Consider the following 12,786-nt stretch of genomic DNA (forward strand, 5'->3'; position numbering starts at 1 on the left):
TGAAACAGCTTTGAGCTTGAGTAGCGCCCCAGCCACGCCGCCCGCTGCGAGTGCGCCCAGGGCCAGTACCCCAACACCACCGCTGACGCTTTCCGACTCCGTGCGACCGGCAGCCCGCAGATGGCCGCCCGCCCAACCGATGGCGGCTTCCTGCGCTCCCTCAATCTGTTGCTGGAAGGCAGCACCCACTGCGGTGCGGCCGGCGTAGAGCACAGGGCCTGCTGCGACTTCAGCGGCGAGGAGGCTGTACTTGAGGTACCAACGCTTTTCAATTTCCTGGCCGACGATCGTCGCAACTTCGCCCGTGCCGACCAGCAGCGAGTCGAGGCTGACAAGACCCAGCCAGGGCCGCGCAGCGGCGCCGCGCGGCGCACTGAATGTGGACGAGAACGCGCCCCCACCCGCCTAGGCCAGACTCACGGTCTGGCGCATGCGCCGCGCACGAATCCTGAGGTTGATCCCCCAACCACGATGGGCGGGGCAGATCGGCGGGTCGGGTGACACCCGTGAGGCACAAGGGCCAGCAGGCCTGGGCGCGCCTTCGGCTTCGTACAACCTGATGATTCGGCAGAGCTTCGGCGGCTTGCGCACCTTAAGAGGCTGAGCCCGTTGGTGTTGTGCCTACGCTTGCGCCGAGCACCGCGGGGCCGAACGTGCAGCGGGTTGGATTCTGCCTTCACGGAGCTGCCCGCCGGCCCGAACCGTGCACTGCCACAGTCATCCCCGGCTCAAAACCGGGTAACTTTGGCGCCCCCAAGCCGCGCCCCTGCGCTGGCTTCGCTTCAGGACATCCGCAGACACCATGAGCAGTCGCTACAACGCCGCCGATATCGAAGTCCTGTCCGGGCTTGACCCCGTCAAGCGCCGTCCAGGCATGTACACCGACACCACGCGCCCGAATCATCTCGCCCAGGAGGTCATCGACAACGCGGTCGATGAAGCGCTGGCGGGACACGCCAAAAGCATCGAAGTCACCATGTATGCCGACGGCAGCTGCGAGGTCGGTGACGACGGCCGCGGCATGCCGGTGGACATCCATCCGGAAGAAGGCATCCCCGGCGTCGAGCTGATCCTCACGCGCCTGCACGCCGGCGGCAAATTCAGCGGCAAGAACTACACCTTCTCCGGCGGCCTGCACGGTGTCGGCGTCAGCGTGGTGAACGCGCTTTCGACGCGGGTTGAGGTGTCGATCCGACGCGATGGCAACGAGTACCGGATGTGCTTCGCCAACGGCGACCGCACCACACCGCTGGAGATCACCGGCACGGTGGGCAAGCGCAACACCGGCACCCGCGTGCGTTTCTGGGCTGACCCGAAGTACTTCGACACGCCGAAGTACTCGCTGCGCCATCTGCGCCATCTGCTGCGCGCCAAGGCGGTGCTGTGCCCGGGCCTGAAGGTGACGCTGTTCGATGAGGCCAGCGGCGAGAAAGACAGCTGGTACTACGAAGACGGCCTGCGCGACTACCTCAAGACCCAGCTGGCCGACCGCGACTACCTGCCGCCTGAGATCTTCGTCGGCGCCTTGAAGCGCGAGAGCGAAGCCGTCGACTGGGCACTGTGCTGGGCGCCGGACGGCGAGCTGGTGCAGGAGAGCTACGTCAATCTGATCCCCACCGCCCAGGGCGGCACCCACGTCAATGGCCTGCGCTCGGGTTTGACCGAGGCCCTGCGCGAGTTCTGCGACTTCCGCAATCTGCTGCCGCGCGGCGTCAAGCTTGCGCCGGAAGATGTGTGGGACCGGGTCTGCTGCGTGATCAGCCTCAAGCTGACTGACCCGCAGTTCTCCGGCCAGACCAAGGAACGCCTGTCCTCGCGTCAGGCGGCGGCGTTCGTCGAGAACGCGGTGCACGATGCGTTCTCGCTGTTCCTCAACCAGCACACCGAGATGGGTGAGCGCATCGCTCAGCTGGCGATCGATCGCGCCGCCGCGCGCCTGAAGACCGAAAAGCAGATCGTCCGCAAGAAGATCACCCAGGGCCCTGCCCTGCCCGGCAAGCTGGCCGACTGCGCCAGCCAGGATCTGTCGCGCACTGAACTGTTCCTGGTCGAGGGCGATTCCGCCGGCGGCAGCGCCAAGCAGGCGCGCGACAAAGACTTCCAGGCGATCCTGCCGCTGCGCGGCAAGATCCTGAACACCTGGGAGGTCGAAAGCGGCGCGGTGCTGGGCTCGCAGGAAGTGCACGACTTGGCCGTGGCGATCGGCTGCGACCCCGGCAGCGCTGATATCAGCGGCCTGCGCTACGGCAAGATCGTGGTGCTGGCCGATGCCGACTCCGACGGTCTGCACATCGCCACCCTGCTGTCGGCGCTGTTCCTGCAGCACTTCCCTGCCCTGGTCGCCGCCGGCCACGTGTTCGTGGCGATGCCTCCGCTGTTCCGCGTCGACGTGGGCAAGCAGGTGTACTACGCGCTCGACGAGGAAGAAAAGCGCCTGCTGCTCGACAAGATCGAGCGCGAGAAAATCCGCGGCGCGGTCAATGTCACCCGCTTCAAGGGCCTTGGCGAGATGAACCCCTCGCAGCTGCGCGAATCGACCATCCACCCGGACACGCGACGCTTGGTCCAGTTGACCATCGATACGCCGGAGGAAACCCGCGCGCTGATGGACATGCTGCTGTCGAAGAAGCGCGCTGGCGATCGCAAGACCTGGCTCGAAACCAAGGGTGATCTGGCGACGATCGAGATCTGAGCCTGAGCTTGCTCGGGCTCAGACAGAACACGCTGGAGTCGTGCAACAGGGCGGATTCCGCACGATGAGTGACGGAAGCCACACTGTCCCGCGCCTCTCAGCACGGCGACACTGCAAACCCGCACACCCTCAATCCCCACGACTGGAGCGCTGCACATGATCGGCTACGTCACCCTCGGCACCAATGATCTCGACCGCGCAGCGGCCTACTACGATGCGCTGCTGGGCACGCTCGGCGCCGAACGCGGCATGCAGGGTCCGCGCTTCATTTCGTGGACCACAGGCAAGGGGCCCTCAGTGGGTGTCATCAAGCCGTATGACGGTCAGCCCGCCCATCCGGGCAACGGCATGATGACCTCGCTGGCGGTCGACAGCCGGGCCAAAGTCGATGCCCTGCATGCCAAGGCGCTCGAACTCGGTGGCACCGATGAGGGCGCGGTCGGCGAGCGCTTCCCGGGCTTCTACGCCGCCTACTTCCGCGATCTCGATGGCAACAAGCTGTGCGTGTTCCATATGGGCTGATGCGCCCAGGCTGTGCCGCGGATCCGGCGCGGGCCTTCCATCCGTTCCGCTGCGTCCAGCCACTGCTGCCCACGCTGTTCCGCGTTGTTGGGCTCGATCCCACACGGCTCCGCTGACAATCGGTCGCGGGGCCGTTCTTCGTATTGCGGCTATGGCGGCGTTTGCCCAGGCTATGTCGCTGCGCCGCGACCGCGGCCATCAAGAACGAGCACTTCGTGGCCATGACGCCCGCAACCCGCGCCCAGCTGCAAATCCACTTCTGTGTGCTGCTGTGGGGCTTCACCGCCATCCTCGGCAAGCTGATCACCCTGACCGCGCTGCCGCTGGTGTGGTGGCGAATGCTGCTGGTCACCGCTGCGCTGGCGCTGGTGCCTGCGGTGTGGCGCAGCCTGCGTCAAATGCCTGCGCGGCTGCTGCTGATCTATGCCGGCATCGGCGCGCTGGTGGCCCTGCATTGGCTGACCTTCTACGGCGCAATCAAGCTGTCCAACGCCTCAGTTGGAGCCACCTGCATGGCGCTGGGGCCGGTGTTTCTGGCCTTCATCGAACCCTGGGTCGCCAAGCGTCCATTCTCGCGCGGCGAGCTGGCGCTGGGTATCGCGGTGTTGCCGGGAGTGGCTCTGGTGGTCGGCGGGGTGCCGGTGGAAATGCGCGCCGGTATCGCGATGGGCGCGGTGTCAGCCTTCATCGTCGCCTTGTTCAGCGCGCTCAATAAGCGCTACGTCGAAGCCGGCGAGCCGCTGACGGTCACCGCGATTGAACTGGGTGCCGGCACCCTGACCCTGACCCTGCTCGCGCCAGCGCTGCTGCTGGTGTTTCCGCTTCCAGCCGAAGGCGGCGGCCTGATTCCCGACGGCCAGGATTTCCTGTTCCTGCTGGCGCTTTCGCTGGGCTGCACCCTGCTGCCGTTCACGCTGAGCCTAGTGGCGCTGCGCCACATGAGTGCCTTCTCGGCGCAGATGGCGATCAACCTGGAGCCGGTCTACGCCATCCTGCTGGCGATGGTTTTGTTCAGCGAGCAACGCGAGCTGGATTCGAGCTTCTATGCCGGTGTCGCGATCCTGCTTCTGGCGGTGTTCGCCCAGCCGCTGCTGCGACGCCCGGGCAAGACCCTGCACCCGGAGAACGCCGCTATGGGCGAGTCCAAGGAAATCAACTGAGCGCGCCGGTACTCCGACCTACACCAACTTCAGCTCGAACGCCTTCAGCACGGCGCGCGTGCGGTCACGCACGCCCAGTTTGCTCAGGATGTTGGAGACATGGTTCTTGACCGTACCTTCCGCCACACCGAGCGAGTTGGCGATTTCCTTGTTGCTGTAGCCACCGGCCATCAGCCGCAGGATCTCGGTTTCGCGCTCGGTCAGCGGGTCGGGTCGATCCAGGCTGGTGAAGTCGTTCTGCATGCGCTCCAGGCCCGACAGCAGGCGCTGGGTCACCACCGGCTGCACCAGCGAGCCGCCGGCGGCGACCGTCTGCACTGCGTCGACGAGTTGCTCCAGCGAGACATCCTTCAGCAGGAAGCCGCGCGCGCCGAGCTTGATGCCCTGCAGCACCATCTGGTCATCATCGAAGGTGGTGAGGATGATGGTCGGCGGCAGGTCGCCGCGCTGGCTGAGATGTTGCAAGGTTTCGATCCCGCCCATCACCGGCATGCGCATGTCCAGCAGCACCACATCCGGCCGCACCTCGGCGATCTTGTCCAGCGCCTGCTTGCCATCGCCGGCCTCGGCCACGATGCGGATGTTGTCGGAGAGTTCAAGCAGTGAACGAATACCCTGGCGCACCAGGGTCTGGTCGTCGACCAGGCAGACACGGATCATGCGGCGATCTCCACAGGTAGGTGCAGGCGCAAGGCGAAGCCTTGGCCGGGGGTGGTCTGGATGACCAGTTCGCCAGAGTATTCGGCCAGACGCTCACGCATGCCGCGCAGGCCGTTGCCGGCCTCGACTGCGTTGGCGCCACGGCCATTGTCGCGAGCTTCCAGAACAACATGATCACCTTCGCGGGCGATCCTCAGGTCGAGCCGGCTGGCGCCTGAGTGGCGCGCCGCATTGGTGATGATTTCCTGGGTGGCGCGCAGCATCAGCTGGGCGCGGCCGGGGTCGCTGACGCGGAAATCGGCGGGCACATCCAGCCGCACTTCCAACGAGGGCACCCCATCGACCAGGCTGAACAAGGCCTCACGCAGATCGATCGCGTCGTCGCCGCGCAGCTGGCTGACCGCCTCGCGCACATCGGACAGCAGCAGTTTGGCCAGCGACTGCGCCTGCTTGACATGATCCTGCGCACGGCCCTGGCTGAGATGGGTGGCCACTTCAAGATTGAGACTGAGCGCAGTCAGGTGATGACCCAGCAGATCATGCAGCTCACGCGAGATGCGGGTGCGTTCGTTCAAACGTGAACTTTCCGCCAGCAGCGCGCGCGTGGCGCGCAGCTCGGAGTTCAGCCGGCGCTGTTCCTCCTGCGCCTCCATCTGCCGCCGCGCGACCACGCTGGTCAGGAACACGAAGCTCGAGTAACCGAACAGCAGCATCGCCTGCAGCGGCGCGCTCAGCAGATCGAAGCCTTCAAGCTGCAGGAACACCGGGATCAGCGCGCTGTGCTGGGCGACCAGCCAGACCAGGCCCCAGCCGGTCGCAAGAAACCACGGCAACAGCCCGGCGATCACCATCAGGAATGCGCCGGACAGGCCGGTGCCGGTGAAATGGCCGATGCCAATCGCCGACAAGGTCAACAGCCCGAGCAGCAGCAGATGCAGCCAGCGCCCACGCGGATTGGGGCCGGGTGAGCGCGTCAGCAGCCAGTAGCACACGCCGAAAGTGATGTAGCAGACCCGCCACCAGTACAGGTCGCTGCCGCTGATGTCCTGCTGGAACAGGTCGATCAACAGGGGCACGCCCATGCAGCCCCAGGTGAACAGGCCCGCAAACCGCAGCAGCTGCATTGGATTCAGGCGGGCCAGCATGGGCGCCATCATAGGCGTGGCGGGCCCTGCTTCACCCTGCATCTAGTCACAGCGCAAGCATTGCTCACCAGATCAGCGCGCGCGCGGGCTCCGGCAGGCTCATCGGTGAGTTGGCGGCGCAGGCAAAGGCCGAGGTGAACGCCGACAGGTGCGGCAACGGCCCATTGACCCGGTATTTGGCCGGCGCACGCGTATCGCTGGCGAGCTGCAGGCGCAGCGCTTCGTCCAGATAGTTGCGACGCAGCAGGCGTGCCCAGGCGTAGAAAAAGCGCTGAGCCGACGTCACCCCATCGACACTTTCGGCCTGCTCGCCGCCGGCTGCCATGAACGCGGTGTAGGCGGTTTGCAGACCGGCGAGATCGGCCACGTTCTCGCTCCAGGTCGCGGCGCCATTCACGGTCAGCGGACCCAGCGCGGCGAAACCACCGTACTGCGCAACCAGGCCTCGCGAGCGCGCGGCGAAGGCCTCGCGGCTGGCCTCGCTCAACTGGCCTCGACGCGCGCCTGAGGCGGGATCAAACGCGGCCATCAGGCTGCGTGCGATTACGGCGCCGGCGCCGCCATGGTTCAAGGCGATGTCGCCGCCCGGCTCGAACAGCGGCGACTGCAACAGCCCGGCCGGCACGTAGAGGGTGTGGCTGCTGGCGTCGTAGCTGGGCTGCAGGCTTGATGGAGCGATCGGCCAACGCGGAGTTGGTGCCTTTCCGACAGTCGCCATATCGCTGGCATGGCGAAAACGCGCAAGCGCCAGCACCGCAGATGCATAGCTGTCCGCCTCCAGTTCGAAATCACCCCACGCCGTGTCCGCCGGACCGCCAACCGCCAAGGTCAAGGCGTCGATGTCGGTCAACAGCGCAGTGCGGCCCTCGGCTTCGAGCCAGCTGGCGCCCTCCACGGCAGCGCGAAACTGCGCGCGGATCGATTCGATGAAGCCGAGCGCACTCTCGCGCCGCACCGGCGGCAAGAACTGCCGCGCGTAGCGCTGGCCGAGGGCGTCGCCGAGAAAGCTCTGCAGGTGACCGAGTACACGACGGTCGCGCGCGGGCGGCTGCTGGCCGGCGAGGGTGCTCAGAAACAGGTCATCGTGTGCACTGACGAAGGCTTGGCCGATGAACGGCGCCGCCGCATGCAGCACATGGAAGCGCAGGTAGGCCTGCCAATCCGGCAGCGGCGTCGACTCCATGCGCGCGTTGACCGCGTCGAAGAAGGTGAGATGCGCCAACGAGAAACTCTTGATGCCACGCAGGCCCTGCGCACGCAGATAGTCCTTCCAGCGCAGGTTGGGATGGCGACGCTCCAGCTCTCGCAGTGCAGTTGGCCGGTAGCTGTTGCGCGGCTCGCGCAATTGCTCCAGCGACAGCGACACCCGCGCCAGCTCGGTTTCGAATGCGAGCACGCGATCCGCCTCGGCGCCGGGCTCAGCGCGTCCGGCCAGCGCCAGCAGGCGCTCCACGTAGGCGCGATAGGCCCTACGCAGTTCAAGTACCGGGGCGTCTTCGCGCAGGTAGTAATCGCGATCAGGAAGTCCTAGCCCGCCCTGGTTGGCGTAGGCAATCACCTGCTGCGGCGGCTCCAGATCGGCGGCGGCACTGAAACCGAACAGGATCGGCGCGCCCCAGCGGTGCAGTTCAGCCAGAGTGGGCGCGAGGTCTTTCGGCTTGGAGATCGCGTCAATTCGGGTCAGAAACGGCTGCGCATCCTTCAGACCCGCGCTTTCGATGCCGGCCTCATCCAGGCCCAGTGCGTACACGCGGGCGATCGCGGTATCCAGCGCATCGGCGGGCGCATCAGCGAAGCCCTTCAGCAACGCCCGCTGCTGCTCGCCAACCGCGGCGCGTAGTTCGTCGGTGTAACCGAAGCTGCCGTAGCCTGCGGGCACCGGGCTTGCCGACAGCCAGCTGCCATTGGCGTGCTGGTAGAAATCCATGCAGGCCGCGATGCTGGCATCGCGCTGGCTCGCATCCAGCGCGGCGGATCCGTAGGCCGGCGCAACCAGCACGGCAAGCCCCGCAGCGACGCACAGCAGGCGCAGCGAGTTCAGAGGGATCGATAGCGACATGAGCGACAGAATCCTGGAAGGGGCGGCAGCCGCACAGTCTAGCGGGCAAGGACTGTCCGCGCGGCAATCACAGGCTGGCCTATCATCGAGACTCCCCCGCTCGCGAGATTCCACCATGCGCATCACCGTCCACGGCGCCGCCGGCGAAGTCACCGGCTCCTGCCATCTGCTGGAATTCGGCGCCCAGCGAGTACTGATCGATGTCGGCATGATCCAAGGCGGCCATGAGGAATCCCGCCGCAACCGCGACGAGTTCCCATTTGATCCGGCGCAGCTCGACGCGGTGATCATCAGCCATGCGCACATCGATCATCTGGGGCGCCTGCCGCTGCTGGTCAAGCGCGGCTTCAGCGGCCCGGTATTCACTCATAGGGCGACCGCCGATCTGGCCCGGATCATGCTCGAAGATTCCGCATCGCTGGCGGCGGTGGATGCAGAGCGCGACAACCGCCGCAAGCTGCGCGCCGGTGAAGAGCCCGATGCTGAGCCGCTGTATTCGCTCGGCGATGTCGCCAATGCACTGGGCCTGCTGCGACCGCTGGACTACCGTCAGCCGACTGAAATCCTGCCCGGGCTTGAGCTGACCCTGCGCGATGCCGGGCACATTCTGGGCTCGGCAAGCCTGAGCCTGACCGGACAGACCCCAAGCGGCCCCCGCACCCTGGTGTTCTCCGGTGATCTCGGCCCGAAGGGCACGCCGATCATGCATGACCCCGAACCGGCTCCGCACGCCGATCTGGTCTTGCTGGAGAGCACCTACGGCGATCGGCTGCACCGCTCGCGGCAATCGACGATTGACGAACTCGGCGAAGTGTTCGACGTCGCCGCACACGAACGCGGCAATGTGCTGATCCCCGCCTTCGCGGTCGGCCGCAGCCAGGAACTGCTGTACTGGATGGCCGAGCATTTCGAGCGCTGGCACCTCGATCGCTGGCAGATCTATCTCGATTCGCCAATGGCGATGCGGGTCACCGAGGTGTACGGGCGACACGCCCAACTGTTCGATGCGCCAGGGCGCGCCGCCTGGGCCGGCAACGGTCATCCCTTCGGCCTGAGCAATCTGCGCCTCGTCAGCAGCGTGCAGGACTCGCAGGCGCTGAACGCCCGCGGCGGCGGCTGCATCATCATTGCCGGCAGCGGCATGTGCAACGGCGGCCGCATTCGCCACCATCTGCGCCACAACCTGTGGCGCGAGAACGCCCACGTGGTGTTCGTCGGCTATCAGGCGCGCGGCACGCTGGGCCGCAGGCTGGTCGACGGCGCCGAGTTCGTCGACATCTTCGGCGAGCGGATTCGGGTCAAGGCACGTCGTCACACCGTCGGTGGCTTGTCCGCCCACGCTGACCAGAACGGCCTAGCCGAGTGGTACGGAGCAATCCCCAAGCATCCGCGGGTCGCATTGGTCCACGGCGAAGACGACGCCCGCAGCGGACTGCAGCAGCGCCTGATGGCGCAGTACGGCTGCGACGTGCGGGTGCCGGCGGCGGGTGAGATGTTCGACGTTTGAGCTCGGTGCTGTGCGCTTCGACACCTGTATCGGGGAAGCGCGAGGAAGAACTTTGCGCGCCGGCGCCACCCGGGTGCGGGCGCCACAACGCTAGAATCGTCGCCCTCCCCACGTACAGAGATCGCTCCATGAAGGCCCTGCTTGAGCGCGTGCTGGCCGACCCTCGTACCGAGCGGTTCGTGCTCATCGTCATTCTGATCAATGCGGTCACCCTTGGGCTGGAGACCGATGCCAGCGTCATGGCGCGATTCGGCGACTGGCTGCACCTGCTCGACAAGGCCGCACTCAGCGTGTTCTGCGTCGAGATCGCTGCAAAGCTCTATGTGCGCGGGCTGCGATTCTTCCGCGATCCGTGGAACGTGTTCGACTTCGCCGTGGTCGCCGTGGCCCTCGTACCGGCCTCCGGGCCGCTGACGGTGCTGCGAGCGCTGCGCATCCTGCGCGTGCTGCGCCTGATCACCATCGTGCCCTCGCTGAAGCGCGTGGTCGGCGCACTGCTAGGTGCGATGCCGGGCATGGCCTCGATCGTGATGCTGCTGTCGCTGATCTTCTACGTCAGCTCGGTGATGGCGACCAAGCTGTTCGGCGCCGACTTCCCGGAGTGGTTCGGCAGCGTAGCCGCCTCGGCCTACACCCTGTTCCAGGTGATGACGCTGGAATCGTGGTCGATGGGCATCGTGCGACCGGTGATGGAAGTGCACCCGTACTCCTGGCTGTTCTTCATCCCCTTCATCCTCGCCACCAGTTTCACCGCGCTGAACCTGTTCATTGGTGTGGTCGTCTCGGCGATGCAGAGCGAAATCGATTCCGAGCGCGAGCGCGTGGTCGAACAGGCAGTGACCAAGGGCGAAGAACCGCTGGTGGCCGAAGTGCGCGCCCTGCGCGCGCAGATCAAGGCGCTGGCCGAGCGCCTGGATGCTAGCCCACCGCCTCGATGAATCCCGCGGCCCGCATTGCCGTCGTCGGCGGCGGCCCGGCGGGCCTGATGGCGGCCGAACGGCTGCGTGCTGCCGGGCTTGAAGTCGACCTGTTCGATCGCATGGGCTCGGTCGGCCGCAAGATCCTGATCGCCGGCAAGGGCGGACTGAACCTCACCCACAGCGAAGGCTTCGAGCCCTTTGTCGCCCGCTATCGCGAGCGCGCCGACTGGGTGCGCGGCTGGCTGCAGCGCTTCGATGCTGACGCGCTGCGCGATTGGGCACGGGACCTCGGGGTTGAGACCTTTGTCGGCAGCTCCGGGCGCGTGTTCCCGACGGATCTGAAGGCCGCGCCGCTGCTGCGCGGCTGGGTGCGGCGGCTGCGTGCATCCGGCGTGGCCTTCCACATGGGCCATCGACTGACCGCGCTCAGCGGGCGCCGCCTGCGTCTCGACAGCGAACACGGGCCGCTGGAGTTCGAGTTCGATGCCGTTGTGCTGGCCCTGGGCGGTGGCTCCTGGGCCAAGCTCGGCACCGACGGCGGCTGGGTCGATGCGCTGCGTAGTGCCGGCGCGGATGTGCGCACGCTGGCACCCAGCAACTGCGGTTTCGAGTGCGACTGGTCGGCGGACTTCCGAGTGCGCCAGGCCGGGCTGCCAGTCAAGCCGGTGGCCTTGCAGTGGCGGGACGGCCACGGACAGCTGCAGACGCGACAGGGCGAATTCGTGCTGACCGAGCATGGCGTCGAAGGCAGTCTGATCTACGCACTCTCGGCCGAACTGCGCGAGCAGATCGACGCGCTCGGCCACACCGATATTCTGCTCGACCTGTTTCCGGGTCAGAGCTTGGAATCGCTGGTCACGCGCTGGCAGCAAGCGCGCCCGGGCGAGAGCGGCGGCACGCGTCTGCGCAAGCGGCTGGGCCTCGACGGTGCGCGACTGGCCTTGGTCTACCAATGCCTGCCGAAATCATCGATGAGCGATCCCGCCCAGCTACTGCCGGCGCTGAAAGCGGTGCCACTGCGGCTGCTGCGAACGCGGCCCATTGACGAGGCCATCAGCAGCGCCGGCGGCGTCCGTGCCGAAGCCCTGGACGCGCAGTTGATGATCCGCAAGCTACCCGGTGTGTTCTGCGCCGGCGAGATGCTGGACTGGGAAGCACCGACCGGAGGCTACCTGCTGACCGCCTGCTTCGCCAGCGGGCGCTGTGCGGCCGAGGGCGTGCTGGCCTGGCTCGCCGCGCGGGACTGAGCGGCACGCGGCCGAGCCTGCCCGTTCAGAACATTCCTGCTCGGAACATCCAGGCGCAGAGTCAAGCACTTGGCTGAGCCGCCGGATTTCTGGAACTCATCGAGCTCGACCCGCAGCACGTCGAGCCCTAGATGGCCCAGGCGCGCTTCAGTGGCGTCAGCGATACCGTCGGCGATCACCGTGTTGTCGACGCAGATCGCATTGCAGGCGAAGCGCAGTGCTTCCGCCTCGACCACCGCGATCCGCCGATCGGCCGGAAACGCCGCCTGGATGCGCAGCCGCGACTCGGCGTCGAAGGCCGCGGGGAAGTACAGCAGGCCACCGCGCGGCAACGGACAGAAGCAGGTGTCGAGATGATAGAAGCGCGGGTCGACAAGCTGCAGCGGTTCAACCTCAACCCCGAGCAGGCGTGCCAGTGCAGGCGCCGCCGCGGCTTCGCTGCGCGGCCCATAGCCCATCCACAGTCGGGTTGTTTCCGATTCGAACAAGGCGTCGCCGGCACCCTCGAAGATCAGCTTCGGCGGCAACGTCCGGATCTCGAAGCCCTGCTCGCGAAACCAGGCGCGACTGAACTCGGGCTCGGCCTGACGCTCGGCGTGGCGGAACCGCGAGGGTACGAACACCTTGCCGAACACCAGGCCCGCATTGGCGGTGAAGACATAGTCCGGCAGCCCCGCGACTGCCGGCAGCTCGTGCAGCTCAGCTAAGTCCGCCAGGCTTCTGCGCAGCGCGCGCCACTGCCGCGCCGCCCGGCTCGGGTCAAGGGCGCCGAAGTTCGCCTGCATCCACGGGTTGATGACGTAGCTGAGATCGAAATAGCGCGGCGGGCACAGCAGGATCTGCGCGGACTGGGTCACGAGCGAACACTCCGGCT

Annotated in this window: 11 protein-coding genes; 6 read left to right on the forward strand and 5 right to left on the reverse strand. The window is 66.6% G+C overall.

What is annotated here, in order from left to right:
* On the reverse strand, positions 1-213 hold a 213-nt coding region (locus ACIQ7H_RS04140; RefSeq protein ID WP_395788685.1), incomplete at its 3' end, for a hypothetical protein.
* A 589-nt stretch (positions 214-802) separates the two neighbouring features.
* Here ACIQ7H_RS04140 and parE point away from each other — a divergent pair.
* The 3 genes from parE (at position 803) to ACIQ7H_RS04155 (ending at position 4,374) form a co-directional block, all read left to right on the forward strand.
* Entirely contained in the window at positions 803-2,692 is a 1,890-nt protein-coding gene (gene parE / locus ACIQ7H_RS04145) for a DNA topoisomerase IV subunit B (RefSeq protein ID WP_395788687.1), read from the forward strand.
* A 156-nt stretch (positions 2,693-2,848) separates the two neighbouring features.
* On the forward strand, positions 2,849-3,214 hold the full coding sequence (locus ACIQ7H_RS04150; protein ID WP_395788689.1) for a VOC family protein: 366 nt from the start codon (positions 2,849-2,851) through the stop codon (positions 3,212-3,214).
* A gap of 221 nt (positions 3,215-3,435) precedes the next feature.
* Positions 3,436-4,374 (forward strand): DMT family transporter, encoded by a 939-nt coding sequence (locus ACIQ7H_RS04155; RefSeq protein ID WP_395788842.1) that lies wholly within the window; start codon positions 3,436-3,438, stop codon positions 4,372-4,374.
* Between the two features lie 18 nt (positions 4,375-4,392).
* Here the strand turns inward: ACIQ7H_RS04155 and ACIQ7H_RS04160 are convergent, their stop codons facing one another.
* The 3 genes from ACIQ7H_RS04160 to ACIQ7H_RS04170 form a co-directional block, all read right to left on the reverse strand.
* Positions 4,393-5,034 carry a response regulator gene (locus ACIQ7H_RS04160; RefSeq protein WP_395788691.1) on the reverse strand — a complete coding sequence of 214 codons (642 nt, stop codon included), beginning with the start codon at positions 5,032-5,034 and terminating at the stop codon, positions 4,393-4,395.
* On the reverse strand, positions 5,031-6,179 hold the full coding sequence (locus ACIQ7H_RS04165; RefSeq protein WP_395788693.1) for a sensor histidine kinase: 1,149 nt from the start codon (positions 6,177-6,179) through the stop codon (positions 5,031-5,033). Before ACIQ7H_RS04165 ends, ACIQ7H_RS04160 begins: the two co-directional genes overlap by 4 nt.
* Before the next feature lie 64 nt (positions 6,180-6,243).
* Positions 6,244-8,238, reverse strand: coding sequence for a M13-type metalloendopeptidase (locus tag ACIQ7H_RS04170; RefSeq protein WP_395788695.1), 1,995 nt, complete (start codon positions 8,236-8,238; stop codon positions 6,244-6,246).
* A gap of 115 nt (positions 8,239-8,353) precedes the next feature.
* On the opposite strand from ACIQ7H_RS04170, the gene ACIQ7H_RS04175 reads away from it, so the two are divergent.
* From ACIQ7H_RS04175 to ACIQ7H_RS04185, 3 genes are all read left to right on the forward strand, one after another.
* Complete coding sequence (locus tag ACIQ7H_RS04175; protein ID WP_395788697.1) at positions 8,354-9,745, forward strand: MBL fold metallo-hydrolase RNA specificity domain-containing protein; 1,392 nt, start codon at positions 8,354-8,356, stop codon at positions 9,743-9,745.
* 128 nt (positions 9,746-9,873) lie between these two features.
* Complete coding sequence (locus tag ACIQ7H_RS04180; protein ID WP_395788699.1) at positions 9,874-10,683, forward strand: ion transporter; 810 nt, start codon at positions 9,874-9,876, stop codon at positions 10,681-10,683.
* A complete protein-coding gene (locus ACIQ7H_RS04185; protein ID WP_395788700.1) occupies positions 10,680-11,912 on the forward strand; it encodes a TIGR03862 family flavoprotein in 1,233 nt (410 codons plus the stop codon). Before ACIQ7H_RS04180 ends, ACIQ7H_RS04185 begins: the two co-directional genes overlap by 4 nt.
* Here ACIQ7H_RS04185 and ACIQ7H_RS04190 read toward each other — a convergent pair.
* Positions 11,834-12,769, reverse strand: a complete 936-nt coding sequence (locus tag ACIQ7H_RS04190; RefSeq protein WP_395788701.1) for a dimethylarginine dimethylaminohydrolase family protein — start codon at positions 12,767-12,769, stop codon at positions 11,834-11,836. The two genes, ACIQ7H_RS04185 and ACIQ7H_RS04190, sit on opposite strands and share 79 nt — an antisense overlap.
* Between the last annotated feature and the right edge of the window lie 17 nt (positions 12,770-12,786).

The sequence above is a fragment of the Aquimonas sp. genome (assembly GCF_044377145.1).
Classification (GTDB): domain Bacteria; phylum Pseudomonadota; class Gammaproteobacteria; order Xanthomonadales; family Xanthomonadaceae; genus Aquimonas.

What these genes read in the sequence shown, in the direction of transcription:
- ACIQ7H_RS04180 (WP_395788699.1), top strand. Translation starts at nt 9,874, where the DNA reads ATGAAGGCCCTGCTTGAGCGCGTGCTGGCCGACCCTCGTACCGAGCGG.
- ACIQ7H_RS04175 (WP_395788697.1), top strand. Translation starts at nt 8,354, where the DNA reads ATGCGCATCACCGTCCACGGCGCCGCCGGCGAAGTCACCGGCTCCTGC.
- ACIQ7H_RS04160 (WP_395788691.1), bottom strand. Translation starts at nt 5,034, where the DNA reads ATGATCCGTGTCTGCCTGGTCGACGACCAGACCCTGGTGCGCCAGGGT.
- ACIQ7H_RS04155 (WP_395788842.1), top strand. Translation starts at nt 3,436, where the DNA reads ATGACGCCCGCAACCCGCGCCCAGCTGCAAATCCACTTCTGTGTGCTG.
- ACIQ7H_RS04185 (WP_395788700.1), top strand. Translation starts at nt 10,680, where the DNA reads ATGAATCCCGCGGCCCGCATTGCCGTCGTCGGCGGCGGCCCGGCGGGC.
- parE (WP_395788687.1), top strand. Translation starts at nt 803, where the DNA reads ATGAGCAGTCGCTACAACGCCGCCGATATCGAAGTCCTGTCCGGGCTT.
- ACIQ7H_RS04150 (WP_395788689.1), top strand. Translation starts at nt 2,849, where the DNA reads ATGATCGGCTACGTCACCCTCGGCACCAATGATCTCGACCGCGCAGCG.
- ACIQ7H_RS04165 (WP_395788693.1), bottom strand. Translation starts at nt 6,179, where the DNA reads ATGCTGGCCCGCCTGAATCCAATGCAGCTGCTGCGGTTTGCGGGCCTG.
- ACIQ7H_RS04170 (WP_395788695.1), bottom strand. Translation starts at nt 8,238, where the DNA reads ATGTCGCTATCGATCCCTCTGAACTCGCTGCGCCTGCTGTGCGTCGCT.